The following is a 25,205-nucleotide window of genomic DNA, read 5'->3' on the forward strand; positions in this document are numbered from 1 at the left end:
GCGACACGAACCGAACCGGGGACGCGTCCGCGGACGACTCATTTATCAGCGCCGCGGCCGCCCTCTCTGGCATGAGCTCCCCGTCGGTTGTCGTCGTGGGCGGCGCGATGCTGGACGACCACTACGCGGTCACCAACCTGCCGGAGCCGGACGGCGGCGCCTTCGCGCCCGACGTCGAAACCGGTCTGGGCGGCGTCGGCGCGAACGTCGCGGTCGCGCTCGCGCGGCTCGGCCGCGACGTGGGGCTAGTGAGCCGACTCGGCGACGACGACACCGCCGAGGAGGTCCGGCGTCGGCTCGCGGACACGGCTGTCGACACCGATCGCGTCAGGACCGGGTCGGGCCAGTCGACGCGCTCGCTCGTCTTCCGGAACCCGGCGGGCGAGCGAATGATCGTCACCACGGACGGTCAGTTCAGACACCTCGAGATCAGCGAGGCGGACCTCGCGTATATGCGCGGCGCGGACGCGGTGTTCCTGACGGCTTACACCCCGGACGCCGCGACGAGCACGGTGCTCGACGCGGCTGCCGACCCCGGGTTTCCGCCGGTCGCGTTCGACCTTTCGGGCCCCCTCGAGGAGCTCGCTGATCGCGGGACGACCAGGGAGTCGGCCGCACTCGCGCTCGACCGCGCGGCGCTGTTCGTCTCGGGGTCGGTCGCGGCGCCCGCGTTCGTCGACGGCGACCTCGCGGACGCACGGGAGCGCTTCGCCGCGGCCGGCTGTCCCCGCGTGGCGCTGACTGCGGGAGAGGAGGGGGCGACCCTCTTCGCGAACGGCGACCGTGTGTCAGTCGACGCCTTCGACGTGGACCCGGTCGACACGACCGGCGCGGGCGACGCCTTCATCGCCGCGCTCGTCGACCGCTGGCTGTTGGCCAAGGAATCGGCGACGGCGGCCGGGCGGTTCGCCGCCGCGACGGCGGCGATCAACTGCACCACGGAATTCGCTCAGCCGGGGCTTCCGACCCGCGAGGAGGTCGGTACGTTCCTGGCCGATCGCGGTCTCTGCGACCGAGAGAACGCCTGACCGCGACCGTCGCTCACCCGTCTCCCCACACGTCCGAGAGGGGGTGGTTCTCCCGCCGCTCGGCGTCGGCCTCGGAGCGGGTTCGCGTGGGCGACCCCCCGCCGCTCCCGCCGGCACCGTCCCCCGCTGAGCCGTCGCGTTCGTTCGCACTCGATCCGCCGGTACCGGTCGCTCCGTCGGGTCTCTCCGACGACCGCGACCCGATTCCCCCGGCCGGTCCGCCCGACTTCGAAGGGGACGGCGCCGCGTCGACCCCGGCGAGCGCCGCGGCGGGGTCGAACGCCGGCAGGTCCGGGGTCGTCATGGCGTCCACCTGTTCGCGGAACCACGGCGGCGTGTCCGCCGCGGCGCGGTCGAACAGGTCCAGCAGGGAGTCGTCCGCGAGGTAGGTCGCGCCGTGGTCGTCGGGCGCGCGGACGACGCGCCCGCAGGCCTGGATCACCGTCCGGAGCGCGGCGCGGTGGTACCACGACCACTGCCCCTCCTCCAGTCGGCGCGCGACCCGAGAGTCGTTCGTGTTGAGGTACGGCGCCTTGCAGACCACCTGCCAGCGGCAGAGGTCACCCTTCAGGTCCAGCGCCTCCTCCATCTTCACCGAGACGAACACCTCTGGGTCGTCGCTGTCCTTCCACAGCTCCAGCTGCTCGTCGCGGTTCTCCGTCGCGTGTCGGCGGAGCCGCGCGGCGACGCCGAACTCGCCGAGGCGGTCGACCAGCCGCTCCGCGATGGCGTACGAGTGCGCGTGGATCAGCCCCTTCTCGTCCGGATGGCGGGCCATTAGGCGGACGATCAGGCGGGCGATCCGCGGCAGCGTCTCGTCGCGGTCCTCGTAGGTCATCGACCCCTGCGTCACGTCGTACAGCGGGCGGTTCTCGAGCGGGAACGTGTGGGGCACGTCCACCAGCGCGACGTTCGCGGGGTCGAGCCCCACGCCGCGACAGAACGACTCCTTCGAGAGGATGGTCGCCGACAGCAGCGCGAACCGGTTCCCGCGGTCCCAGACGGTGTGTCTGAGGTAGCGCGCGGGGTCGAGCGGCTTGATCGTGATCGCCGTCCCCTCGCCGTCGGGCTGGTCGACGACCCACGTCGTCGTGCTCTCGCGGTCGCGGTAGTCCTCCAGAAACCAGCCGAGCTCCGAGATCAGCTCCTGCAGGCGGTCGCGGCGCGCGACCTCGGCCGGCTCCAGCTCCGGCCGCCCGATCAGCTCGTCCTTCGCGCGCTCGCAGGCGTCGCGGAGCTGCTCCACGAACCGGGCGGTGCGGTCGAGCGCGTCCTCGTCGGCCGCGGCGTCCGTCTCCACGTCCGGCACGCCCACGTCGTCCCACACCGGGACGCGGTCGGGCGATAGCTCCACGGTCGCGTACATCTCGGCCCACTCCGCGAGCCCGTGCGCCTCGTCGATCACGGCCACGTCGCGCTTGCGGAACACCTCCGAGCCGGCGGTCTGCATGAAGTAGGCCAGCGTCATCGCGGCGAACCGCCGCGAGGAGGCGATGGAGCGGTCCGAAAAGTACGGGCAGCGGTGCTTGACGCTGCAGTCGAACCCGCGCTTGCGGACGCAGGGGGCCTGGTTGACCGGCGTGTCGTGTTCGCCGGGGAGGATGCAGTCGTAGTTCGCCTTCCCGCGGATCACGTTGAGGTCGTCCAGCAGGTCGTCCGTCGCCACGTCGTCGAGCTGGGACACCTGCGGCGTGGTGTAGTAGGCCCCGGTCGCCTCGCTCGGGGCGGCGTCGCTCACCTCGCGGGCGGCGCCCATGATCGCCCGCGCGAGCAGGGACTTGCCGCTCCCGGTCGGCGCGCGCACGAGCACCACGTCGTTGCCGGCCGCGAACGCGTCGCGGATGTCCCGCAGCGCCTGCTCCTGTGCGCCGCGAAAGCTCGGGGCCGGGAACGCCGCGGGGATCCGGTCGGGGTCCACGCCGTGAGGTGGCGCGCCATCGGACAAAAGCTCACGGATGCCGGTGGCCGGCGCCCCGGCTCGGTGCGGTCACTCCGCCCCGTCCGGCTCCGGCAAGTCGTCCGCCTCCGCGAGCTCCTGTAGCCGCTCCACGTCCTCGGCGGTCGGCTCGCGGTCGTCCGGTAGCCGCTCCATGCAGTCGAAACAGAGGAAGAACTCCGACCCGTCCGCAAGTTCCAGCGTCATGCCCTGCGTCGACTCGAACGCGAAGTTCCACAGGTCGCCGATGCCGCCGGCGATCCGCACCTTCGTGCCGCAGACCTCGCAGGGCTCGCTCGCCATGGCCGCGGTTGGGACCGCGACCCCATAAGGCGTGCCGTCGCGGTGCCGGCGGCGGTGGCTCGGCCCCGCTGGAGCCGAATCGACGCGAACGTTTACCATGCGGAGCCCTAACGTGGGGTATGAGCCTCCTCCGTCGCGCGGCGCGCGGCCTCGGACGCGCGTCCGCGAGCCTCACCAGTGCCGACCCGAGCGTGAGCGGCGGGGTCCCGGACGCCGCCAAACGCGTCGTCGCGGTCGCGGCCGCGCTCGCGGTCGCGGTCGTCGCGCTGAGCCAGGACCTCCTGCTCGGTGTCGGCGTCCTCGCGCTGCTCCTGGCCGCCCTGACCGTCGTCAGCGCCGTCGAGATCGTCGAGGCGTACGAGCGCGAGGCGCTGACCGTCTTCGGCGAGTACCGCCGCCTGCTGGAGCCGGGCGTCCACCTGATTCCGCCGTTCGTCTCGCGAACGTACCCCTTCGACGTGCGGACGCAGACGCTGGACGTGCCCCGCCAGGAGGCGATCACCCGCGACAACTCCCCGGTGACCGCCGACGCGGTCGTCTACGTCCGCGTGATGGACGCCAAGCGGGCGTTCCTGGAGGTCGACGACTACGAGACCGCCGTCTCCAACCTCGCACAGACCACCCTCCGGGCGGCGCTCGGTGACATGGAGTTGGACGACACGCTCGCGCGCCGCGAACTGATCAACGACCGGATCCACGAGGAGTTGGACGAACCCACCGACGAGTGGGGGATCCGCGTCGAGGCGGTGGAGGTCCGCGAGGTGAACCCCTCCAGGGACGTCCAGCGCGCGATGGAACAGCAGTCCTCGGCGGAGCGTCGCCGCCGGGCGATGATCCTCGAGGCGCAGGGCGAGCGGCGCTCCGCGGTCGAGTCTGCGGAAGGCGAAAAGGCGGCCGCCATCCTCGAAGCGCAGGGGGAAAAGCAGGCCTCGGTGCTGGAGGCGCAGGGGGACGCCATCGCGACGGTCCTCCGGGCGAAGTCCGCGGAGTCGATGGGCGAGCGCGCGGTGATCGAGCGCGGCATGGAGACGCTCGAGGCCATCGGCCAGGGTGAGTCTACCACCTTCGTCCTCCCGCAGGAGCTGACGAGCCTGGTCGGCCGGTACGGGAAACACCTCTCCGGGTCGGACGTGGGCGGGGACGGGTCCGGGATGGAGAGCCGCGAGTTCGACGCGGAGACCCGCGAACTGCTCGGGCTCGACGACGTGGACGCGGCGCTCGAGGACCTGGTCTCGCAGGCGGACGACGACCTCACGACCGGCGAGAAGGCCGGCGTGGAGGGGGAGCCCGCGGTCGCGGACGACCCGGACGCGGCGTTCGAGCGCGAGGGGTAGCCCGCTCGCGGCCTACCAGTCGAGCGAGCCGCCGGACTGGTACTCGGTCACCTGCCGCTCGAAGAAGTTGGCCTCGCGGGCGAGGTCGGTCGCCTCGGACATCCACGGGAACGGGTTCTCCGTCCCGAACTGCTCGGCCATCCCGAGTTGCGTGAGCCGACGGTCCGCGATGTACTCGACGTACTCCACGAACCCCTCGGCGGACATCCCCATCAGGTCCGGGGGACACGCCTCCTCGGCGTAGGTGGACTCCAGCGCGACCGCCTCCTCGATCAGGTCGGCGATCTCGGCCTCGAACGCGTCCGTCCAGACGCCGGGGTTCTCCTCGCGGATCGTGTTGATCAGGTCGACCCCGAAGTTGAGGTGGAGCGACTCGTCGCGCATGATGTACTCGAACTGCTCGCCGACGCCGACCATCTTCCCGCGCCGCTTCAGCGCGAGCATCATCGCGAAGCCGGCGTAGAAGAAGATCCCCTCCATGATGACGTAGAACCCGACGAGGTCGCGGAGGAACGCGCGCACGTCGGCGTCGGTCTCGATGGTGAAGTCGGGCCGGTCGATGGCCCGCGTGAGGTCCACGACGAACTCGTCTTTCGCCTCGATGGCGGGGATGCGGTCGTACATCCCGTAGAGGTAGTCGGGGTCGAAGCCCAGCGAGTCACAGCAGTAGATGAACGTGTCCGTGTGGATCGCCTCCTCGTAGGCCTGCCTGAGCAGGTACTGGCGGCACTCGGGCGCGGTGACGTAGTCGTACACCGCGAGCACGAGGTTGTTGGCGGTGAGCGACTCCGCGGTCGAGAAGAACCCGAGGTTCCACTCGACGAGCTGGCGCTCGGCGTCGGTGAGCTCGTCGTTCTCCCACTGGCGCACGTCGTCGGCCATCGGGATCTCCTCGGGCACCCAGTTGTTGTTGACGCCGTTCTCGTAGTACTCTCGCGCCCAGTCGTAGTCGATGGGCAGGATCTTGTTCGGGTCGTGTTGCGCGTCGTCGTTGATGATTGGCATGGTGGGTGACTCGTGATCGAACGGTTGCGGGCGGCGCTACTGGCAGGACTCGCAGGTCGGGTCCTCGACGGTCGGGAGGTCGCAGGCGTCGCCGTCGGCCGCGGTCTCGCCGTCCGTCTCGGGTCCGCCGTCCGCGGCCGCGCCCGACTCCTCGGTCCGTCCTCCGGCGGCCCCGCGGCCGTCCCGCGACTGCGTGTCGTCGTACTCGGCCATGTCGAGCGTCGACTTCTCGATGCTGGAGGCGCCGAGCGTCCGCAGGTAGTAGGTCGTCTTCAGCCCGAGCTCCCAGGCGGTCTCGTAGACGTCCGCGAGCAGCGAGCCGTCCGTCGACGGGAAGAAGACGTTGTGCGACTGGCTCTGGTCGATCCAGACCCCGCGGCGCGCGGTGAGCCGGAGCTGGTGGCGCGGGTCGATCTCGAAGGCCCCCCGGTACAGCTCCGAGAGGTCGCCGGGGAGGTCCAGCTCGCCCACGGCGCCGTCGTGGTACTTCAGGCGGTCGAGCGCCTCCGATCCCCACTGCCCCTCGGCTTTGAGGTCCGCGACCAGCCGCTCGTTGACGACCGTGAAGTCGCCGGTCATGTTCGACTTGACGTAGAGGTTGGAGTAGGCCGGCTCGATGGAAGGCGTCGTCCCCGCGATGGTGGAGATGGTCGCGGTCGGCGCCACCGCCGTCGTGTTGGAGTTACGCATGCCGTGCTCGGCGACCCGCTCGCGGACCGCGTCCCAGTCGAGCGACTCCTCGCGGGGGACCGGGATCGCCTCGTCGCGCTCCTCGGCGAGGAGGTCGAGGGTGTCCTGCGGGAGCAGGTCGCGGTCCCACTTCGACCCCTCGAACGTCTCGTAGGCGCCGCGCTCGCCCGCCAGCTTCGCGGAGTTGTCGATGGCGTGGTAGCCGAGCAGTTCCCCCGCCCGGTCCGCGAACGAGAGCGCCCGCTCCGAGTTCATCGGGACCCGCGCGAGCTGGAGCGCCTCGTGGAACCCCATCATTCCGAGGCCGACGGGCCGATGGCGCATGTTGGAGCGCTCCGCGTTCTCGGTCGGGTAGAAGTTGAGGTCGACGACGTTGTCGAGCATCCGCATCGCCGTCTCGACGGTGTCGGCGAACAGCTCTTCGTCGAGTTCCGCGGCCGCGCCGTCCGCGCCGAACGCGGGACCGGCGCCCGTTTCGCTCGCCCCCTCCGCGCCGCCCGCGGCCGCGCCCGCCACCGCGTTCGGCGCGGGGTGGGCCGCGGCGTCCCCGCGGAACGTCATGTGGCGCGCGAGGTTGACGGAGCCGAGGTTACAGACCGCCGTCTCCTCGTCGCTCGTGTTGAGCGTGATCTCCGTACAGAGGTTCGAGGAGTTGACGACGCCGACGTGGTCCTGCGGCGACCGGACGTTGCAGGGGTCTTTGAACGTGATCCACGGGTGACCCGTCTCGAACAGTCTAGTGAGCGTCTCGCGCCACAGCTCCGCGGCGTCGACCGTTTCGTACTGGCGAAGCTCCCCGTTCGCGGCCCGCTCCTCGTACGCCTCGTACAGCTCCGCGAACTCGGCGCCGTAGGTGCCGTGGAGGTCGGGCACCTCGTCCGGCGAGAACAGCGTCCACTCCTCGTCGTTCCGGACGCGCTGCATGAACAGGTCCGGGACCCACGCGGCGGTGTTCATGTCGTGGGTGCGGCGGCGCTCGTCGCCGGTGTTGCGCCGGAGGTCGATGAACGCCAGGAAGTCGAGGTGCCACGCCTCGAGGTAGGCGGCCGCGGCCCCGCGCCGCTTCCCGGAGCGGTTGATCGCGCCGGTCACGTCGTTCGAGATCTTCAGGAACGGGACGGTGCCGGTCGCCTCGACGCCCGTCGACTCGATGAGCGCGCCGTCCGCGCGCAGGGGGGTCCAGTCGTTGCCGAGCCCGCCGGACCACTTCGAGAGCTTCGCGTGCTCCTTGTACGCGTCGAAGATCCCCTCCAGGTCGTCCGGCACCGTGGTGAGGTAACAGGAGGAGAGCTGCGGGTGGGTCGTTCCGGCGTGGAACAGCGTCGGCGTCGAGTGGACGAACCGGAGCGTCGACAGCACCTCGTAGAACTCCTCGGCGCGCGCCGCCCGCTCCGCCTCGTCCTCGCGGAGCGCGACGCCCATCGCGACCCGCATCCAGAAGACCTGCGGGAGCTCGAACGGCTCGCCGTCCGCCTCCCGGAGGTAGTAGCGCTCCTCCAGCGTGTCGACCGCGGTGTAGTCGAACAGCTCGTCGCGCGCGGGCACGAGCGCGTCCGCCAGCCGGTCGAGGTCGTACGCACCCATGCGCTCGTCCAGCAGGTCCGCGTCCAACCCGTGCTCGATGGCCTCGCGGAAGGACTCGCGGTACGTCTCCGCGAACGCGTCGGCGTCCGCGGGCGGCTCCTCGCCGGTCACCCGGCGCGCGTAGTCGTGCCGCGCCACGCGGGCCGCCATCGCGTCGTAGGCGGGGTCGCGTTCGATCCGCGCGGTCAGCGTGGCGACGGTCGCGTCCGCGACCTCCGAACGGTCCGCGCCCGCGTAGAGGTTCCGCTCGATCTCCGAGACCAGTCGGTCCAGCGTCTCGTCGTCCAGTACGTCCTCGTGGCCGTCGCGCGCCCGCTCCAGCAGGTCGCGCGCGGCGTGGTCGGGTGTCGTCGTGCTCATTCTCGGGGGATGGTCCCTCCGGACCGGCGCCGCCGCTCGCGAGCGACGGCGTCGCCACTCCTCGGAAACGTTGGACGGCGCCGGGGGCGCCGCTGGTCGGCGGCGGCGCGGTCGACGCGCCGGTCCGGAGCGAACCGTACCGAACACTCTCCGGAGCCACGCGCATAAAGATTGCCAACGTAGTTGTAGTAGAACAACTACAGTTGTTTAGAAGGACGACCGCGGTTGGATCCGTCGGTCGAGCCGGTTGCAGCCGGCGGCGGTCGGAAGCGGCCGCTTCCGGAACCCGGCTACAGAAATCGGCTACAGAAACCGACCACAGAAATCGGCCACAGAAACCGACCACAGAAACTGCATCCGGGACCGTGCCGACCGCCCGCCGCGGCCCCCTTATCGACCGCGGTGTGCGGGCGCCGCGCGCTCGACGACCGCGGTCGCGAGCGCCTCGAAAGTGGCGTCGTCGGGCACCACGTCCACCTCGATGCCGTGGTTCTCGGCCGTCTCCCGGGTTGGGTGGCCGATGGTGCCGACGACGGCGTCGTTCAGGCCGGCGACGGCCGCCTCGCGGACGCCGCGCTCGGCCGCCGCGTCGAGGAAGTGCTCGACCGTGAGCGAGGAGGTGAACGCCGCCGCCTCCAGCTCGCCGGCGGCGGCCAGCTCGGCCGACTCGCCCGCGCCCTCGGGCCTGACCAGCCGGTAGAGGACCGTCTCGTGGACCTCGGCGCCGGCCTCGCGCAGGCCGTCAGTCAGGACCGGACTCCCGTGATCCGAGCGCGCCACCTCGACGAGCGCGCCGTCGACGCGGTCGGCGAGGAGGGACACGAGCCCGTCCGAGGAGTACGTCTCGGGGACGAGGTCGACAGTCCAGCCCGCCTCGCGGGCCGCGTCCGCGGTCGCCGGGCCGATGGCGACGAGCGTCGCGTCGCCGGGGGACCAGCCCGCGTCGGCGGCGAGTTCGACGCCGGTCTTGCTGGTCAGGACGACGTACTCGGCGTCTTCCTGCGGAGACGAGCCGGTCGGCTCGACCGCGAGCATGGGGTCCGGGACGGGGGTCGCCCCGAGCGCGTCGAGCAGGTCGACCGCCTCGTCGACGCGCTCGTCGTCCGGGCGGAAGACGGCGACGCGGACCTCGCGACTCATTCGCCTCCTCCGTGCCCGGCCTCCGCCTCCGCGGCGGGGTCGTCAGGATCGTCGGGATCGACCGGCGCCGCGTTCGCGTTCTCCAGGAAGTCGACCACGCGGTCGCGGGTCGCGGCCACCTCGCCGATGACGGTGATCGCGGGGGGTTCGATCCCCGCCTCGTCGCGCACGTCCACGATGTCCGCGAGCGTGCCGGTCGCGACGCGCATGTCCGGCCACGTGGCGCGCTCGACCAGCGCGACCGGCGTGTCTGGGGCCATCCCCGCCTCCCGGAGCGCCGCGGTGTAGTCCGGGAGCTTGCCGACGCCCATCAGGACGACGAGCGTGCCGCCGGTCGCCGCCAGCGCGTCCCACTCGACGGCGGATTCGTCCTTCGTGGGGTCCTCGTGGCCCGTGACGAACGAGACCGAGGAGGCGTGGTCGCGGTGCGTGACCGGGATGCCCGCGGTGCCGGGGCCGCCGACCGCGGAGGTGATGCCGGGGACGACCTCGAAGGGGACGCCCGACGCGGCGAGGTGCTCCATCTCCTCGCCGCCGCGCCCGAAGACGAAGGGGTCGCCGCCCTTCAGCCGGACGACCGTCCGTCCCTCGCGCGCGAGCTCGACCAGCCGGCGGTTGGTGTACTCCTGCGGCGTCCACTCGCCGCCCGCGCGCTTGCCCACGTCCTCGCGGCGCTCCTCGTCGATCAGGTCGAGTATCTCCGGGCCGGGAAGCTTGTCGTGGAGCACCACGTCCGCCTCCTCCAGCAGGCGCCGCGCCTTCACCGTTAACAGGTCCGGGTCGCCGGGTCCCGACCCGACGAGGTACACCTTGCCCGCGGCGCGCTCCGGCGCCGAGGTCGGGACCTCGTCCGCGGGCGCGTTCTCTCCGGTCGCCCGGTCCGTCTCGTTCCCGCGGTCGGCAGTCGCCTCGTCGTCCTCACTCATCGTCGGGCGTGCCGCCGTCGGTTCCGGCGCCGGTGGCGTCCGCCGCCTCGCGGGCGGCCGCGACCAGCTCCGCGGCGCCGTCCTCGCGGAGGTCCGCGGCGAACGACTCCGCCTCCTGTGCGTGTCTGTCGATGCGGAGGTCGCGCGTCTCGGCGACCTCCTCGGTCCCGTCCGTCGAGAGCACGCGGACCGTGGTCTTCACGTACTCGCCCTGCACGAGCGCGGAGACGCCGATCGGGGCGATGCAGCCGCCGTTCAGCTCCTCGAGGATCGTGCGCTCGACGGTGACGGCGACCCGGCTCCGCGGGTGGTCGAGCGCGCGTCGGACCGTCTCGGCCACCTCGGGGTCCGCGGCGGTGACCGCGATGGCGCCCTGCCCGGCCGCGGGGACGAACTCCCCGCGCGGGAGCCGCTGCGTCGGCACCTCGTAGTAGAGGTTCGAGCGGCGAAGCCCCGCCTCCGCGAGGACGAGCGCGTCGTACTCCGTCTCGACCTCGCGCCCCATCGCGGAGCGCTCCAGTTCGGAGAGCCCGTCGAACCACTCGTCGACGGACTCGGAGAACTCCTCGGCGGCGTCGTCCGCCGCGTCGCCGTCGTCGCCCGCCGCGCCCTTCTCGTCCGCCTCGGCCTCGACGCGCGCCTCGTGTTCGCGCTGGAGCCCGGGCGCGATCAGCTTCTCGATGCGCGTGTCGACGTTGCCGCGGATCGGCTCGACCTCCAGGTCGGGCCGGGCGGCCTTGATCTGGGCGGTGCGCCGGAGCGAGGCGGTCCCGACGACGGAGCCGGGTTCGAGGTCCTCCAGTTCCGTCCCGTCCGGTGAGAGCAGCACGTCGCCGGCGGGCGCGCGCTCGGGAACGGCCGCGACCACGAGGTCGTCGGCGTCCTCGGTCGGCACGTCCTTCAGCGAGTGGACCGCGATGTCGGCGTCGCCGTCGAGCACCTCCTCGTCGAGCGCGCGCACGAACGCGCCGGTCTTGCCGAGGCGGTGGATCAGCTCGTCGGGGACGCGGTCGCCGCGCGTCTCGACCTCGCGGACGGCGACCTCGCGGCGGTGGCTCTCCAGCGTCTCGCGCACCGTCGCCGCCTGTCGGCGGGCCAGGTCCGAGCCGCGGGTGACGAGCCGGAGCGTGTCTGTCATACCTGAACGCTGGCCCCGCTCCCTCAAAAGGCCACCAGTTCGGGCGCGCCGGGCGCCGTCCCGGTGGCCCGATCCGGGCGACGCCGGGGAAAGAGCCTTGGAGGTGTCCCCCCTCGGGACGAGCATGACCGACCCGATCCGCGACGGCGGGCAGGCGGCCGTCGCGGTTCTCGGTGTCACCCTGGCCGCGGTTCACGTTCGTCACGTGATTTCGATGAGCGACCCCCTGCTCGTCGTGGTTGAGGCGGCGATCCCGCTCGGACTGGCGTTGGGGCTGGTCGCGAGCGCCGGCTGGCTCCGCCGGGAGGGGTACACTCGCCGGGAGACGGGCTACGTGTTGGCGTGGATCGGCGTCGGCGTCTTCGCGATGCTGTGTGCCCTGCTGTGGACGATCGGCCACGAACTGTTCGCGGGGGCCGAGGTGGCGCACCTCTCGTACCTCGTCGCGAACAACGTCACCGCGGGGGCGGTGGGGGGCGTCGTCCTCGGCTCCTACGACGTGGCCACGCGTCGGCGCGAGCGCGCCTACGACGAGGCGCGAACCGAGGCCCAGCGCGAGCGCGACCGCTTCGCCACGCTGTTCGAAGGGGTTCCGAGCCCCACGGTCCACTACGAGTACGTGAACGGGGAGCCGCTGATCAGGGACGCCAACCCCGCCTTCGCCGAGGTGTTCGGCTTCAGCGAAGAGGAGGCGCTCGGCCGGTCCGTCGACGACCTGATCGTCCCGCCCGACCGCCAGGACGAGGCCGCCGCGCTCAACGAGCGACTCGACGAGCGGGACCTCCAGGTGGAGGTGCAGCGCCGCGCCGCGGACGGCATCCGGGACTTTCTGCTGTACACCGTCCCGCTCTCCGAGACCTCCGAACACGGCTTCGCCACCTACGTCGACATCACCGAGCAGAAGCGCCGCGAGCAGCGCCTGCAGGTGCTGAACCGCGTCCTCAGACACGACCATCGGAACGCGATGAACGTGGTCATGGGCCACGCCGCCGACATCGTCGAGGCGAGCGAGGACCCCGCGACCCTCGCTCACGCGGAGGCGATCCGGTCGCGGTCGGAGGACCTCCTCGAGCGGAGCCGAAAGGCCAGGTCCGTCGAGCGCGCGCTCGGCGAGGAGAGCGACCGGCGGACGGCGGTCGACGTGGCGGCGCTGGTCCGGCGGCGCGCCGCCGCCCTCTCCAACTCCGTCGACGCGCCCGATCTGACGGTCGACACGCCCGCGCACCCGGTGTGGGTCGTCGGCAACGACCTACTCGACGTGGCCGTGGACAACCTGCTCGAGAACGCCGCCAAACACGCGGACGACCCGACGATCGAGGTGCGCGTGAGGCCGGGCGATCCCGTTCGGGTGACCGTCCGCGACGATGGCCCGGGCATCCCCGACGAGGAGCTGTCGGTGCTCGAGCGCGACCGCGAGACGCAGCTTCACCACACGAGCGGACTGGGGCTGTGGCTCGTCACGTGGATCGTCCGGGACGTCGACGGCGAGGTGTCGTTCCGGACGCTCGACGACGGCACCGAAGTGACGCTATCGCTGGAGCCGATGGCGCCGCCGAGCGAAGACGAGGCCGACGGCGCCGAGTGATCGCGAGGTCGATGGCGCCGAATGAGTGCGAACCCGACGGCGAGCGACGCCGGCGGGAGCCTACAGCGCCGCCTCGTAGGCCGCCAGCGTCTCCTCGACGTCCTCGTCGGTGTGGGCGTAGGAGACGAACTGGCTCTCGAACTGGTTGGCGGTGAGGAAGACGCCGCGCTCCTTCATCTCCTGCCAGAAGACGCGCTCCCAGCGGTCGGTCTCCGCGTTCGCCACGTCCGCGCCGTTCTTCGGGCAGTAGTCGTAGCGCGGGCAGTCGGGGTCCTGCCGACAGCCGCCGGGACACTGGCCGTCGAGGTCGCGCGGCCCCTCGCGGGTGAAGATCGTCTTGAACAGCGAGTCGGTGCCGACGACGGTGTACTCGGGCGCCCGCTCGGCGCAGATCTCCGAGATGCCCTCGCGGAGCTTCCGGCCGAGCCGGTTGACGTGCTCGTACACGTCGTTCTCCGCGGCGTATCTGAGGGTCTCGAGCCCCGCGGCCATCGTGACCGGGTGGCCCGAGAAGGTGCCCGACTGGAACACGTCGCCGCTCGGCGTGAACTCCTCGATCACGTCCGCGCGCCCGCCGATCGCGCCGACCGGGAAGCCGCCACCGACGATCTTGCCGAACGTGGTCACGTCGGGCGTGACGCCGAACTTGCCCTGCGCACAGCCGAGGCCGCCGACGCGGAAGCCGGTGATCACCTCGTCGAAGATCAGGAGGGCGCCGTGGTCGTCACAGAGGTCCCGGAGCGTCTCGTGGTAGCCGTCGACCGGCATTACGATCCCCTTGTTCGCGAGGATCGGCTCGACGAGGACCGCCGCGATGTCGTCGCCGTGCTCCTCGAACACCTCCGTCGCGGCCTCGGGGTCGTTGAACGGCACCGGGAGCGTGTGCTCCGCGAACGCCTCCGGGATCCCCGGCGTCGAGGGATGGGCGTCGCCCGCCTCGCCCGCGACGAGCGTCGACTCCTGTGCGCCGTGGTAGCCGCCCTGCATGACGACGATCTTGTCGCGGCCGGTGTGGCCGCGCGCAAGCCGGACCGCGGAGACGGTCGCCTCCGTCCCGGAGTTGACGAACCGCGTCATCTCCACGCTCGGGACGTGCCGGGCCAGGAACTCCGCGTGCTCGACCTCGACCTCCGTCGGCGCGCCGTACATCGGCCCCGCCGCGACGTGCGACTGGATCGCCGCCGACACCGGTTCTGGCAGGTCGTGGCCGTACAGCAGGGGACCGTACCCCATCACCCAGTCGACGTACCGGTTGCCGTCGGCGTCGATCACGTGGCCGCCGTCGCCGCGCTCGATAAAGAACGGGTGCGGCATGGTGGCGCGGACCGAGGAGTTGACGCCGCCCGGCAGCACCGACAGCGCGCGGTCGTAGAGCTCCCGCGAGCGCTCGTGGTTCATGTCTCCCGCTTCGGCGCGGCGGCCCAAAGTCCTTGTCGAGTCGGCGGCCGCCGCCGGGTCGGGGGTGACGCGACCCGGACGTTGCCCGGACGCCGGGGCGCTCACATCCTGTCGCCGTCCGTCGTCCCGCCGGCGGCCGTCTCCCCGCCGTCCATTCCGGAGCCCCGCGCCATGATCAGGCCGCTGGCGAGCATCACCAGCGCGAGCGCGGTCATCCCGAGGTCGACCCCCATCAGGCCGGCGCTCCCCACGGCCGAGCCCATGGCGTCGCTCCCCATCCCCGACCCCATGCCGCCGTCCATCCCGCCGCCCATGCCGCTCCCGTCGGCGAGGAACCCCGCAGCCAGCCCGACCTGGATCGCGAGCATGGTCAGCGCGTAGACGGCCATCAGGGGGCCGCTGGCGTCGCCGATGCGGTCGGCGGCGGGCGTCAAAAGTGCGATGCCGTGAACGAGCGCGACGGCGCCGACGACCAGCATCAGCCACCCGGCCGTCACCATGCGCGAGGCGGTCGTCGCGCTGATCACCGAGTAGCCGCCGGACGCCACGCCCACCGCGGCGCCGTACAGACGCGTGTTCGAGACCATGTCCTCCCGTTGCGGGGCCACCCACATAGCCGTGGACCCGGATCCGCGTTCGGGTCGCACGGCCGGCGGCGGTGCGGTCGCTCGGCGGTGCAGTCGCTCGGCGGCGACCGAGCGTCCGGGACGGAGAAGCCCGCGCGGGGCGGCGTCGGGCCGACCGCGCGGGGGAGGAGCAACCACAGCGTCGTGACGAAGCGAGACGGGCGCGACCGCCCGCCACACACCCAAGCGTCACCCCGCGCGTCGTCACGGCCGGGCGGGGTTCGGAATGCCGTCGACGGCGGAGCGTCGCCTCAGACCGCTTCCACCCCGCGGGCGCCCGTGCGGACCTGCAGCGCGTCCTCGACGGGCATGATGAACACCTTGCCGTCGCCGGGTTCGCCGGTGGAGGCGGCGTCGGCGATGGCCTCCGCGACCTCGTCGGCGGGCACGTCCGCGACCACGCACTCCACCTTCACCTTCTGGTGGAGGTCGACGACGTACTCCTCGCCGCGCCACTGGCCCTTCTTGGCGGGCTGGGAGCCGCGGCCGGAGACGTTCGTGACGGTCAGCGACGGCGCGCCGGTCTCCGCGAGCGCGGTCTTCACGTCGCCGAGCTTGTCCGGGCGGATGATCGCCGTGACCATCTCGATGCCCGAGCCCTCGCCGCCGTCCGTGCGGACGACGCCGGCGTCGCCGCCGTCCGCGGCGATGGGCTTGCCGAACTCGGGGTAGGTGTCGACGCCGTGTTCGGAGACGTCGAGGCCCTCGCGCTCGTGCTGCGGCGAGACGCGGGCCTGTCCGGCGGCCTTGAACGCGCCGAAGACGGCGCCGGTCGCGACGACGGTCCAGACCGTGATGACCGCGGTGCCGACGACCTGCGCGACGAGCAGGTCGACCGAGAAGCCGTTGACGTGGACGAACGGCAGCGCCAGCACGCCGATGACGCCGGCGGAGCCGTGGACCGGGAAGACGGCGCAGACGTCGTCGATCTTCAGGCGGTCGGAGACGAACTCGAAGACGAACGGGAGCTGGAGGCCGCAGACTAACGCGACGGCCATGGCGCCCCACCACGTGACGACGTTGGCGATGCCCGTCACGCCGACGAGGCCCGCGAGCAGTCCGTTCGCGACGTACAGCGTGTCGACCTTCCCGTTGACCGAGAGGGAGGCGATGGCGGCGCCCACCGCGCCGAACGCCATCCCGACGGTGGTTGCGAGCGCGACGCGGCCCACGGAGGCGTACCCGCCGAGCGCGAGCTCGCCCGCCTCGGTGGTCGTGAAGACGGTCGCGGTGGTGCCGACGTTGAAGCCGTACCAGCCGAACGCCAGCACCAGCGTCCCGAGCACCGCGAAGGTGATCGAGTGGCCCGGGATGACGTTCGTGGAGCCGTCGTCGGCGTAGCGGTCGATGCGCGGGCCGAGGACGTACGCGGCCGTGAGGCCGGCGATGCCGCCCATGCCGTGGACGATCATGCCGCCCGCGAAGTCGACGAAGCCGAGCGAGGCGAGGAAGCCGCCGCCCCACGTGAAGCCGACCACGACGGGGTAGATGACTGCCGCGAGCAGCAGCGTGTAGCCGACGTACGCGCGGAGCTTCGCGCGGCCGGCGACCGCGCCGGAGACGATGGTCGCGGCCGTCATCGCGAAGACGGCGCCGAAGAGCCAGCTGTTGACCCAGGCGCCGTCCTCGGCGCCCATCACGGCCGTGAACTGGCCGAGACCGTAGGAGCCGCCGCCGGTGAGACCGCCGACGAACGCCTCCAGCCCGAAGCCGATGAAGAAGTAGGCGATGACGCCCACGCTCCAGGTCAGCAGGTTCTTCGTCAGCTGGTTGGCGACGTTCTTCGCGCGGACCTGTCCCGCCTCCAGCATCGCGAAGCCCGCGTGCATGAAGAAGATCAGGAAGCAGGCGACCGCGACCCACATCAGGTTCACGCCCTCCGCGATGACGGAGGGGTCGACCTGCGCGAGCAGACCGGCGCCGAGCGTCATGCCGACATCACCTCAGCGAGCCCCAATTCCAAACGATCGTTCACTGGTACACCCGAACCGCGTGCGTTCGTATCGTGAATCACGTCTCGACTTGGTGGAACGGCCATACATAAAGATTGGAGTTGGGTTTGTCAAAAATCCAGGCCGAGAATACAGCAGCCGTCAGATATAGGGACGAATAAGGGCAATATAAGGACGTAATTCGCCGACAGACCGTGCAAGTGTTGCCACGGAACTTGACGGCCATAGTGTCAGAATGTCCGAGAGATACGGCCGAAACGCTCGCGCGCACCCGGAGTTCGAGGCCCATCAACCCGGCTCTCCGGGGTCGACGGGTCGGGATCCCTCACCGTGGGATCGTGCTGCCGATCAATTTTCGGTCTCCTGCGGTCGCGGTGCGGTGCTGTGGCGGTCGCGGTCGCTGAGCGGTTTTCTGTCTCGGCCGCGGTGCGGTGCTGATGCAGTCGCTGTGGGGTTATGTGCGAGGTAGTGGTACCGCGGCGGCGCGAGGGCGCGAAGCGCCCGCAGCGCCGACCGCGGCCCCTTTTTGATCGACATTTTTCAAGGGAGCGGTGAGCGCGGCGCCTGCGCCGCGCTCACCCGACCGCAGAAAAAGGTCGTCTTACTCCGGCTTCAGCCCCTCGTTCTGGACGCGCATGACGGCCTCGCCGTCCGCGAGGTTGGGCGCGTCGACGAGACGGACGATCCGCTTGTCGCCCTTCGACTTGCGGAGGTAGATGCGGAAGGTGGAGGCGTGGCCGAGGATGTTGCCGCCGATGGCCTGCGTGGGGTCGCCGAAGTAGGAGTCGGGGTTAGAGGCGACCTGGTTGGTGACGAGGATGGCGGTGTTGAACAGGTCGCCGATCCGCATCAGGTCGTGGAGGTGCTTGTTGAGCTTCTGCTGGCGCTCGGCGAGTTCGCCGCGGCCGACGTACTCCGCGCGGAAGTGCGCGGTCAGGGAGTCGACGCAGACGATGCGGATGGGCCACTCGCTCTCCTCGTGCTCGCCGGCCAGTTCCTTGGCCTTCTCCGCGAGCAGGATCTGGTGGTTGGAGTTGAACGCCTTCGCGACGTGGATCTGGTCCAGGAACGCGGCGACGAGCTCCTCCATCGCCTCGTCGTCGTCCGGCGAGCCCTCGATCTCGCGGCGCTCGAACTCGTCTTCGATGATCTCGTCGTCGAGCCCGCGGACCATGTCGTCGATCCGCTCGGGGCGGAAGGTGTCCTCGGAGTCGACGAAGATGCAGCCGCCTTCGAGGCCGCCGTTCTCCTTCGAGAGCTGGACGTTGACGGCCATCTGGTGGGTCACCTGCGACTTGCCGGCGCCGAACTCGCCGTACACTTCGGTGATCGACTGCGTCTCGATGCCGCCGCCGAGCAGGTCGTCAACCTCGTCGATCTGCCACGAGAGCTTGCCGATCTGCTCGCGTCGTTCGAGCACGGTCGCGCCGGTTTCGAAGCCGCCCACGTCCGCCGCCTCGCGGGCGGCGTTGATGATGTCGGACGCGGACGACTCGCCGATGTCGGCGGTGTTCGACAGCTCGCCGGGGCTGGCCACGGCGATGCTCTGGTAGCTCTCGAAACCGCTGTCGACGAGTTTGTCGGCCGTCGCGGGGCCGACGCCGGGAAGGTCCTCGAGTTCGTCTTCGGGCATGTACTCCCGCCTTGTCCGTCACCGCATATAAACCCCCGTTAACACCGGAGTGAAAGTGAATCGGGGGCGGACCGGCTCCAACCCGGATGGCTCGCTACGGGTGAAAAATTCGCGGGCGAAAGGGAGGGAGTGCGAGGCGAAAGGGAGGGAGTGCGAGGCGAAAGAGAGGGAACGCGGGCGGGTTAGAACTCGACGCGGCGAACGTAGGCGAGGTCGCGGATCTCGACGAGCAGGTCGCCGGGGATCGCCTCGTCGGTGATGACGTACAGTTTGGGGTCGTCGGTGAACTCCGGGTCCTCGCTTATGACCTGCCGGATGGAGATGCCGTGGTCGGCGATCAGGCCGGTCACCTCCGCGACGATCCCCGACTCGTCCGCGGCCGCGACCTCCACCGTGAGCACGGTCAGGTCGAGCACCGGCGCCAGGTCCATCAGGCTCGGGATCGCGGAGATGTTGGCGAAGATCCGGCGGAGCTCCGGGTCCGCGAGGATCGCGTCGGTCGTCGAGTCGACCACGCGCCGGTCCACGTCCAGCTCGCGCGCGATCCCGGTGTAAGGGATCTCGATCCCCCCGGAGACGACGCGCCCCTCGTCGTTGACGGAGAAGCCGCGCTCAAGAAGCAGCCGGATGACCGACTGCTGGCTCGGCGAGCCCTCGAACTTCTCCATAATCTCGTCGAACATCCGTTACTCGAACGCCCGCCGCGCGGGGCTTAAAAGGCACGGGGTGATCCGTGACGGGAGCGGCGACGGCCGCCCGCTACAACTCGCCCTTCGTGCTCGGCGTGTCGGACCGGCGGTCGTCGATCCGGGTCGCGTCGTCGAGCGCCCGTGCGAGCGCCTTGAACAGCGCCTCGACCTCGTGGTGGGCGTTGTCGCCGCGCTCGATCCCTGCGTGCAGCGTCAGGTCGGCGTTGTGCGCCAGCGACATCGCGAAGTGGTCGGCCATGACGCTCGTGAACTCCCCGACCGACTCCTGCGAGAACGCGCCGTCGAACTCGTAATACGGCCGGCCCGAGACGTCGACCACGACGGACGCGACCGCCTCGTCGAGGGGCACGCGCCGGTCGGCGTAGCGCCGGATCCCGCGCTTGTCGCCGAGCGCCTCCGCGAACGCCTCGCCCAGACAGATCGCCACGTCCTCGACGGTGTGGTGGTCGTCGATGTGGGTGTCGCCGTCGCACTGGACGGTCAGGTCGAAGAGGCCGTGCTTGGCGAACGACTCCAGCATGTGGTCGAAGAAGCCGACGCCGGTGTCCACCGCGGCGTCGCCGTCGCCGTCGACGGCGAGCGTCAGGTCGATCTCCGTCTCGGCGGTCGCCCGCGAGACGGCCGCGCTCCGGTCGCTCATACACGCCCCCTCGCGGGCCGGTCATAAGGTGGTTGCGCTCGCTCGAGCGCCACCCCGCCGCGTTCCCCGCTATCGGACCCCGGCGTCCGCCTCGTCGACCGCGTCCGCCGCCGCCTGCGCCTCCGCGAGCGTGAACTCGCCCTCGTACAGCGCCGTGCCGACGACGACCGCGGCCGCGCCGGCCTCCTTCAGCGCGACCACGTCCTCGACCGACGCGACGCCGCCGGAGGCGACGACGGGAATGTCGACCGCCTCCACCACGGCCTCGACCGCCCCGCGGTCGATCCCCGAGAGCTGTCCCTCCACGTCGACGTTCGTGAACAGCACCGCGCCGGCGCCGAGGTCCTCGTAGCGCGCGGCCGCCTCGGCCGGGTCCAGCCCGGTGGACTCGGTCCAGCCGGAGACCACGACCTCGCCGTCCTTCGCGTCGAGGCTCACCATCACCGACCCCGGATGCGTCTCGGAGATCTCCGCGACGATCTCGGGGCTCTCGACCGCGGCCGTCCCGAGGATCACGCGGTCGAGGCCCAGCTCCAACAGGTCGACCGCGCCCGCGGCGGTCCGGATCCCGCCGCCGAGCTGGAGGCCGACACGGCCGGGTGTCCCGCCGTCCGCGCCGTTCCTCGCGTCGTCCGTCTCGACCCCTTCCACCGCCTCGACCACGGCCTCGACGGCCGCCGCGTTGACGCGCTCGCCCTCGAACGCGCCGTCGAGGTCGACGAGGTGGAGCGTGCGCGCGCCCGCGTCGATCCACCGCTCCGCGGCCTCGACCGGGTCGCCGTATCGCTTGCCGGTGCCGCGTTCGCCCTGCACGAGCTGGACGACCTCGCCGTCCTGCACGTCGACGGCGGGGATCACCTCGAACTCCGGGAAGTGGCTCATGGGGTCGGCTACCGCCGGTTCGGGGTTAAGGCGGTCGGTTCCGGCGACGGTCCCCTCCCGCGGGCGCGTCCTTATGTAGCAAGCCGAGCCAGCCGTCCCGTGACCTGACCGCAACCGCGGGGCGGGCGAAACGGGGGCCAGCGCCCTCGACACGCGCGCGGTCGCCGACCGCGACGCGAGAGCGCGGCAGTCGCCCCGCGAACTCGGTGTCTCCCGGCGCCACAGCCGCCTGTTCGCCAGCCGCGTCCGCCACCGTCAGTGACGGGACCCCCGTCAGCGTCCGCTACAGCCGCTCCGCGATGGTCCGCGCCGTCTTCTGGCCGACGCCGTCCACGTCGGTCAGGTCCTCGACGGACGCGTCGCGGACGCTCCCGACCGACCCGAACCGACGGAGGAGCCGCCGGCGCGTCTCGGGGCCGACGCCCGGCACGTCGTCGAGGACGGTCGAGACTTCGTCGCGGACCGTCTGGTGGTACTGGACCGCGAAGCGGTGCGCCTCGTCGCGCACGCGCTGGAGGAGGTGTAGCTCCGGCGCGTCGTCCGGCCAGTCCCGCGGGCCGTCCGGCGTGATCACGGTCTCCTCGGCCTTCGCCAGCGCGACGACCGGCACGTCCCAGCCGGTCTCCGCGAGCGCGTCCCGCGCGGCCGCGAGCTGTCCCTCGCCGCCGTCGATCAGCAACAGGTCCGGGTCGGGGCGGTCGTCCTCGTCCTCGACCGCCCGCGTCGCCCGCCAGCGGATCAGCGCGCGCATGTTGGCGTAGTCGTCGTTTCGCTCCGGGAGCTTCTTCCGCCGGTAGTCGGCCGTCTCGGCGCTCCCGTCGACGAAGCAGACGTCGGAGCCGACGACCGCGGTTCCCTGCGCGTGGCTCACGTCGAACCCCTCGATCCGGTCGGGGCGGTCGATGCCGAGCCGGTCCGCGAGCGCGCCGAGCTCGTCGTCCCGCCCGCCGCGCCGCCGGGCGTTCTTGAGCGCGAGGTCGACCAGCTTCGCCTCGCGCCCCGCGCCGGGAACGCGCACGTCGACGCCCTCGCGTGCCAGCCAGTCGATCACGTCCTCGTCGGGCGGCCGCTCGGCGAGCAGGACGACGTCCGGGAGGTCGCGCTCGGTGTAGTACTGGGTGAGGAAGGCCCCGAGCACCGCGGCCGGCGTGTCCGCGGCCGTCCCGTCCTCGCCCGTCGGCGCGTCGAGGCGGTGGCGGCTCCGATCGACGAGCTGGCCGCGCTCGCTGTGGAGCCGCGCCACGCGCGGGGATCCTCCCTCGACCGCAGCCGCGAGCACATCGGTCGTCTCCGCGGAAGGGCGGCCGGCGACCGCCTCCGAGCCGCCGCCGTGGAACGCCTCGACGGCCGCCAGCCTGTCCCGGAGATTCGCCGCGCGCTCGAACTCCTCGCGCTCCGCGGCCGCCTCCATCTCCCGCCGGATCGGGTCCGCGAGCGCGCCGGTTTCACCCTCGAAGAATCGGCGTGCGGCGGTCACGTCCTCGCGGTACGTCTCCGGGTCGATCTCCCCCGTACACGGCGCCGTACACAGCCCCATCTCGTAGTCGAGACAGGGGCGGTCGCGGTCGCTGTACTTGTGGTTCGAGCAGCCGCGCAACCCGTAAGTCTCCCGGACCGCCTTCACCACCGTCTCGACGCGCCCTTTGTTCGTGTAGGGGCCGAACGCAGTCGCTCCCTCCTCGGGGTCGCGCGTGACTTCGATCCGCGGCACGGGGTGGTCGGTGAACTGGACCAGCGGGTAGGACTTGTCGTCCTTCAGCCGAACGTTGAACCGCGGCTGGAGCCGCTTGATCAGGTTCGCCTCCAGCAGCAGCGCCTGCGTCTCGGTGTCCGTGACCGCGAAGTCGATCCCGTCCGCTCGGTCGACCATTCCGCGGATACGCCCCGACCGCGGGTCGGCGTACGACCGGACGCGTGCGCGGAGGTCGACCGCCTTGCCGACGTACAGCGTCGTGTCGCCGTCCTGGAACTGGTAGACCCCCGGCTCGGCCGGGAGATCGGCCGCTCGTTCGCGGACCGCGGCGGCGTCCATCAGGTTCCCGTAGCCGCCTCGCGGGTTTGAACGCTACGGGGTCGGACCCGGGAGACGCGGTGAGAAGCCGGTCAACGCTTATCCCCGCGTGGTCCTGACTCCCGGCCATGCAGCGGCAACCGCCCGGCCCCGCCGGTGACCCGGTACTGGGGAGCGCACGCCGGTACGCCGACGACCCCTTCCGATTTCTGTCCGCCTGCGGGGCGGCCTACGGCGACGTGGTACGCTTCGATCTGGGCCCTCGAGAGACGTACATGCTCACGAACCCCCGCGACGTCGAGCGCGTGCTCGTGAGCGAGTCGAACCGCTACCGGAAAGCCGACCTCGGCGACCGCGCCATCGACGACCTGCTCGGCGACGGCCTGCTGATGAGCGACGGCGAGATGTGGGAGCGACGACGGTCGCTCGCGAACCCCGCCTTCGACATGCGGCGGATCACCGGACTCGGGGAGATGATGGCACAGCAGGCGGAGACGGTCGTCTCGGAGTGGGAGCCGGGGGAGACGGTCGACGTCCAGCTGGCGTTCGCGCAGCTCACGGTCCGGATCATCGCCACGGCGATGTTCGGCGTCGACGCCGACGAGGAGACCGTTCGCCGCGTCCAGGAATCGCTGGAGCCGCTCGGCGCGCGCTTCGAGCCGGACCCGCGGCGAGTTCTCCTGCCCGACTGGGCGCCGACCCGGGAGAACCGCGCCTTCGACGCCGCGGTCGCGGAGCTGGAGTCGGTCGTCGACGACGTGCTCGAGCGCCGGCGCGGGACCGCGCGCGACCCGGCCGCGGACCCGGCCGGCGACGCCGGAACGGCGGTGACCGACCCCGTCACGGGCGAGAGCGGCATGCCGATGGACCTGCTGTCGGTGCTGCTGCGCGCGCGAGAGGCGGGCGCGGTCGATGACCGAGGGATCCGCGACGAGCTCGTGACGATGTTGCTGGCGGGTCACGACACCACGGCGCTGACGCTCACCTACGCCTTCTACCTCCTCTCGGAGCACCCCGCCGAGCGCGAGCGCGTCGAGGCGGGGGTCGACGACGTGGTCGGGACCGGCCGACCGGACGCGGCCGACGCGCGCGAACTGACGGTCGTGGGGAACGCCCTCGACGAGGCGATGCGGCTCTACCCGCCGGTCTACACCCTGTTCCGCCAGCCGACGGTCGACGTGAAACACGCCGGCTACCGCGTGCCCGCGGACGCGCTCGTGATGCTCCCGCAGTGGGTCGTCCACCGCTCGGATCGGTGGTACGACGACCCCGAGGCGTTCGATCCCGGCCGCTGGACGCCCGAGCGGTCGGCCGATCGCCCGCGGTTCGCCTTCTTCCCGTTCGGCGGCGGGCCGCGCCACTGCATCGGCCGCGGTTTCTCGCTGCTCGAGGCGAAGATCATCCTCGCGACGGTCTGCTCGCGCTATCGGCTCGACTACGAGGGGCCGGCGCTGTCGCTTCGCGGGTCGCTGACGATGCATCCCGAGGGGCCGGTCACGATGCGCGTCCGGGAGCGGTAGGGTCAGTCGGGGGCGGAAACCCTCCCGCAGAGGGACAGAAATAACCCGTCGCGATCAGCCGCGAAGCGGCACCGTCGCGGCGACCTCCCGGAACTCGGGGTCGTAAACGTCCAGCTCGCTCGCGGTCCAGCTCACGGGCTCGACGTCCGCCGCCAGCAGGCGCTCGACGGCGTCGCGGTCGCCGCCGCGCGCGAGGGTGACGTGCGGGACGTAGTCGTCCCCCTCGATGCCGTCGACCGGGTCGAACGCGCCACAGAGTCGGCGATGGAGCCGTCGGAGGGCGTCGCTCTCCACAGCGAGGTAGACGACCGGTCCCGGTCCCTGGGCGGGGCGTTCGAAGGCGTCGATCCCCGCGATCCGGAGGTCGATCGGCGCGGTGCCGGCCAGCAGCGGGCGGAGTTCCTCGCGGAGCGCCGCGAGCGCGCGGTCCTTGTGCGGGGCGCGGCCGGCGACCGGGAGGTCGTCGACGCCGATGCGCTTACAGACGAGGGTGTGACGCTCGCGGACGCGGTCGAAGGATACGAGCCGCGGCTGCAGGTCGTCCGCGATCCGCTCCACCGCGGGGGGAATCGGGACGTTCAGGCTGAACATTCAGATCCGGTCGGTGAGCCAGAGTACGATGAGGACGACGACGGCGACCCCGACGAGCGTCGGGATCGCACGGAAGACCGCGGCGGTGATCGATAGCACCTCGCCGAGGATCTCGAGGACGAGCCAGACGATCACGAGCCCGAGGATGAGCTTCAGCAGGTCCTCGACGTCGAGTTTGGCGCGGGTCATGCCTCGGTGTGGCGGCCGGGAGAG

The 25,205-nt window shown here is 71.4% G+C and carries 21 protein-coding genes; 4 read left to right on the forward strand and 17 right to left on the reverse strand.

Annotation, left to right across the window (positions count from 1 at the left end; genetic code table 11):
• Positions 1 to 71: 71 nt before the first annotated feature.
• A complete protein-coding gene (locus tag ACZ432_RS07505) occupies positions 72 to 1,028 on the forward strand; it encodes a carbohydrate kinase family protein (RefSeq protein ID WP_426963999.1) in 957 nt (318 codons plus the stop codon).
• Positions 1,029 to 1,041: 13 nt separating this feature from the next.
• Here the strand turns inward: ACZ432_RS07505 and ACZ432_RS07510 are convergent, their stop codons facing one another.
• Positions 1,042 to 2,946 (reverse strand): helicase C-terminal domain-containing protein, encoded by a 1,905-nt coding sequence (locus tag ACZ432_RS07510; RefSeq protein WP_426963998.1) that lies wholly within the window; start codon positions 2,944 to 2,946, stop codon positions 1,042 to 1,044.
• Between the two features lie 69 nt (positions 2,947 to 3,015).
• Positions 3,016 to 3,267 carry a DUF7561 family protein gene (locus ACZ432_RS07515; protein ID WP_426963997.1) on the reverse strand — a complete coding sequence of 84 codons (252 nt, stop codon included), beginning with the start codon at positions 3,265 to 3,267 and terminating at the stop codon, positions 3,016 to 3,018.
• A gap of 119 nt (positions 3,268 to 3,386) precedes the next feature.
• Between ACZ432_RS07515 and ACZ432_RS07520 the strand changes: the two genes are divergently transcribed.
• Entirely contained in the window at positions 3,387 to 4,601 is a 1,215-nt protein-coding gene (locus tag ACZ432_RS07520; RefSeq protein ID WP_426963996.1) for an SPFH domain-containing protein, read from the forward strand.
• A 12-nt stretch (positions 4,602 to 4,613) separates the two neighbouring features.
• On the opposite strand, the gene ACZ432_RS07525 is transcribed toward ACZ432_RS07520, so the two are convergent.
• The 5 genes from ACZ432_RS07525 to hemC all read right to left on the reverse strand — a co-directional run bounded on the left by ACZ432_RS07525 (position 4,614) and on the right by hemC (position 11,444).
• Positions 4,614 to 5,606 carry a ribonucleotide-diphosphate reductase subunit beta gene (locus ACZ432_RS07525; protein ID WP_426963995.1) on the reverse strand — a complete coding sequence of 331 codons (993 nt, stop codon included), beginning with the start codon at positions 5,604 to 5,606 and terminating at the stop codon, positions 4,614 to 4,616.
• Between the two features lie 36 nt (positions 5,607 to 5,642).
• Entirely contained in the window at positions 5,643 to 8,240 is a 2,598-nt protein-coding gene (locus ACZ432_RS07530; protein ID WP_426963993.1) for a ribonucleoside-diphosphate reductase subunit alpha, read from the reverse strand.
• 390 nt (positions 8,241 to 8,630) lie between these two features.
• Positions 8,631 to 9,380, reverse strand: coding sequence for a uroporphyrinogen-III synthase (locus tag ACZ432_RS07535; protein ID WP_426963992.1), 750 nt, complete (start codon positions 9,378 to 9,380; stop codon positions 8,631 to 8,633).
• On the reverse strand, positions 9,377 to 10,306 hold the full coding sequence (cobA, locus tag ACZ432_RS07540; protein WP_426963991.1) for a uroporphyrinogen-III C-methyltransferase: 930 nt from the start codon (positions 10,304 to 10,306) through the stop codon (positions 9,377 to 9,379). The genes ACZ432_RS07535 and cobA overlap by 4 nt, the downstream gene beginning before the upstream one ends.
• On the reverse strand, positions 10,299 to 11,444 hold the full coding sequence (gene hemC, locus ACZ432_RS07545) for a hydroxymethylbilane synthase (protein ID WP_426963990.1): 1,146 nt from the start codon (positions 11,442 to 11,444) through the stop codon (positions 10,299 to 10,301). The genes cobA and hemC overlap by 8 nt, the downstream gene beginning before the upstream one ends.
• Before the next feature lie 124 nt (positions 11,445 to 11,568).
• Between hemC and ACZ432_RS07550 the strand changes: the two genes are divergently transcribed.
• Positions 11,569 to 13,029, forward strand: coding sequence for an ATP-binding protein (locus ACZ432_RS07550; RefSeq protein WP_426963989.1), 1,461 nt, complete (start codon positions 11,569 to 11,571; stop codon positions 13,027 to 13,029).
• Positions 13,030 to 13,089: 60 nt separating this feature from the next.
• Here the strand turns inward: ACZ432_RS07550 and hemL are convergent, their stop codons facing one another.
• The 8 genes from hemL to ACZ432_RS07590 all read right to left on the reverse strand — a co-directional run bounded on the left by hemL (position 13,090) and on the right by ACZ432_RS07590 (position 22,902).
• Complete coding sequence (hemL, locus tag ACZ432_RS07555; RefSeq protein WP_426963988.1) at positions 13,090 to 14,427, reverse strand: glutamate-1-semialdehyde 2,1-aminomutase; 1,338 nt, start codon at positions 14,425 to 14,427, stop codon at positions 13,090 to 13,092.
• 101 nt (positions 14,428 to 14,528) lie between these two features.
• Positions 14,529 to 15,014, reverse strand: a complete 486-nt coding sequence (locus ACZ432_RS07560; RefSeq protein ID WP_426963986.1) for a hypothetical protein — start codon at positions 15,012 to 15,014, stop codon at positions 14,529 to 14,531.
• Between the two features lie 290 nt (positions 15,015 to 15,304).
• A complete protein-coding gene (locus ACZ432_RS07565) occupies positions 15,305 to 16,984 on the reverse strand; it encodes an ammonium transporter (RefSeq protein WP_426963984.1) in 1,680 nt (559 codons plus the stop codon).
• A gap of 622 nt (positions 16,985 to 17,606) precedes the next feature.
• Positions 17,607 to 18,638 carry a DNA repair and recombination protein RadA gene (gene radA, locus ACZ432_RS07570; RefSeq protein WP_426963983.1) on the reverse strand — a complete coding sequence of 344 codons (1,032 nt, stop codon included), beginning with the start codon at positions 18,636 to 18,638 and terminating at the stop codon, positions 17,607 to 17,609.
• A gap of 182 nt (positions 18,639 to 18,820) precedes the next feature.
• On the reverse strand, positions 18,821 to 19,321 hold the full coding sequence (locus ACZ432_RS07575; RefSeq protein ID WP_058367520.1) for an ACT domain-containing protein: 501 nt from the start codon (positions 19,319 to 19,321) through the stop codon (positions 18,821 to 18,823).
• A gap of 76 nt (positions 19,322 to 19,397) precedes the next feature.
• Positions 19,398 to 19,988, reverse strand: coding sequence for an imidazoleglycerol-phosphate dehydratase HisB (hisB, locus tag ACZ432_RS07580; RefSeq protein WP_426963981.1), 591 nt, complete (start codon positions 19,986 to 19,988; stop codon positions 19,398 to 19,400).
• Between the two features lie 69 nt (positions 19,989 to 20,057).
• The gene (gene hisA / locus ACZ432_RS07585) at positions 20,058 to 20,870 is read right to left on the reverse strand and encodes a 1-(5-phosphoribosyl)-5-[(5-phosphoribosylamino)methylideneamino]imidazole-4-carboxamide isomerase (protein ID WP_426963979.1); all 813 of its coding nucleotides are present in this window, start codon (positions 20,868 to 20,870) and stop codon (positions 20,058 to 20,060) included.
• Positions 20,871 to 21,153: 283 nt separating this feature from the next.
• Positions 21,154 to 22,902, reverse strand: coding sequence for an excinuclease ABC subunit C (locus ACZ432_RS07590; RefSeq protein ID WP_426963978.1), 1,749 nt, complete (start codon positions 22,900 to 22,902; stop codon positions 21,154 to 21,156).
• A 107-nt stretch (positions 22,903 to 23,009) separates the two neighbouring features.
• Between ACZ432_RS07590 and ACZ432_RS07595 the strand changes: the two genes are divergently transcribed.
• Positions 23,010 to 24,401, forward strand: coding sequence for a cytochrome P450 (locus ACZ432_RS07595; RefSeq protein ID WP_426963977.1), 1,392 nt, complete (start codon positions 23,010 to 23,012; stop codon positions 24,399 to 24,401).
• Positions 24,402 to 24,455: 54 nt separating this feature from the next.
• Here ACZ432_RS07595 and ACZ432_RS07600 read toward each other — a convergent pair whose 3' ends face one another.
• Both ACZ432_RS07600 and ACZ432_RS07605 read right to left on the reverse strand, forming a co-directional pair.
• Positions 24,456 to 24,992: a 2'-5' RNA ligase family protein gene (locus tag ACZ432_RS07600; RefSeq protein ID WP_426963976.1), complete on the reverse strand. Its 537-nt coding sequence runs from the start codon at positions 24,990 to 24,992 to the stop codon at positions 24,456 to 24,458.
• Positions 24,993 to 25,181, reverse strand: coding sequence for a DUF7554 family protein (locus ACZ432_RS07605; RefSeq protein WP_426963975.1), 189 nt, complete (start codon positions 25,179 to 25,181; stop codon positions 24,993 to 24,995).
• Between the last annotated feature and the right edge of the window lie 24 nt (positions 25,182 to 25,205).

Source organism: Haloparvum alkalitolerans, assembly GCF_055381565.1.

Bases quoted from the DNA above. Each gene is read 5' to 3' on its own strand.
- ACZ432_RS07505 (WP_426963999.1), top strand. From the start codon at position 72: ATGAGCTCCCCGTCGGTTGTCGTCGTGGGCGGCGCGATGCTGGACGAC.
- ACZ432_RS07515 (WP_426963997.1), bottom strand. From the start codon at position 3,267: ATGGCGAGCGAGCCCTGCGAGGTCTGCGGCACGAAGGTGCGGATCGCC.
- ACZ432_RS07520 (WP_426963996.1), top strand. From the start codon at position 3,387: ATGAGCCTCCTCCGTCGCGCGGCGCGCGGCCTCGGACGCGCGTCCGCG.
- ACZ432_RS07525 (WP_426963995.1), bottom strand. From the start codon at position 5,606: ATGCCAATCATCAACGACGACGCGCAACACGACCCGAACAAGATCCTG.
- ACZ432_RS07530 (WP_426963993.1), bottom strand. From the start codon at position 8,240: ATGAGCACGACGACACCCGACCACGCCGCGCGCGACCTGCTGGAGCGG.
- ACZ432_RS07535 (WP_426963992.1), bottom strand. From the start codon at position 9,380: ATGAGTCGCGAGGTCCGCGTCGCCGTCTTCCGCCCGGACGACGAGCGC.
- cobA (WP_426963991.1), bottom strand. From the start codon at position 10,306: ATGAGTGAGGACGACGAGGCGACTGCCGACCGCGGGAACGAGACGGAC.
- hemC (WP_426963990.1), bottom strand. From the start codon at position 11,444: ATGACAGACACGCTCCGGCTCGTCACCCGCGGCTCGGACCTGGCCCGC.
- ACZ432_RS07550 (WP_426963989.1), top strand. From the start codon at position 11,569: ATGACCGACCCGATCCGCGACGGCGGGCAGGCGGCCGTCGCGGTTCTC.
- hemL (WP_426963988.1), bottom strand. From the start codon at position 14,427: ATGAACCACGAGCGCTCGCGGGAGCTCTACGACCGCGCGCTGTCGGTG.
- ACZ432_RS07560 (WP_426963986.1), bottom strand. From the start codon at position 15,014: ATGGTCTCGAACACGCGTCTGTACGGCGCCGCGGTGGGCGTGGCGTCC.
- ACZ432_RS07565 (WP_426963984.1), bottom strand. From the start codon at position 16,984: ATGACGCTCGGCGCCGGTCTGCTCGCGCAGGTCGACCCCTCCGTCATC.
- radA (WP_426963983.1), bottom strand. From the start codon at position 18,638: ATGCCCGAAGACGAACTCGAGGACCTTCCCGGCGTCGGCCCCGCGACG.
- ACZ432_RS07575 (WP_058367520.1), bottom strand. From the start codon at position 19,321: ATGTTCGACGAGATTATGGAGAAGTTCGAGGGCTCGCCGAGCCAGCAG.
- hisB (WP_426963981.1), bottom strand. From the start codon at position 19,988: ATGAGCGACCGGAGCGCGGCCGTCTCGCGGGCGACCGCCGAGACGGAG.
- hisA (WP_426963979.1), bottom strand. From the start codon at position 20,870: ATGAGCCACTTCCCGGAGTTCGAGGTGATCCCCGCCGTCGACGTGCAG.
- ACZ432_RS07590 (WP_426963978.1), bottom strand. From the start codon at position 22,902: ATGGACGCCGCCGCGGTCCGCGAACGAGCGGCCGATCTCCCGGCCGAG.
- ACZ432_RS07595 (WP_426963977.1), top strand. From the start codon at position 23,010: ATGCAGCGGCAACCGCCCGGCCCCGCCGGTGACCCGGTACTGGGGAGC.
- ACZ432_RS07600 (WP_426963976.1), bottom strand. From the start codon at position 24,992: ATGTTCAGCCTGAACGTCCCGATTCCCCCCGCGGTGGAGCGGATCGCG.
- ACZ432_RS07605 (WP_426963975.1), bottom strand. From the start codon at position 25,181: ATGACCCGCGCCAAACTCGACGTCGAGGACCTGCTGAAGCTCATCCTC.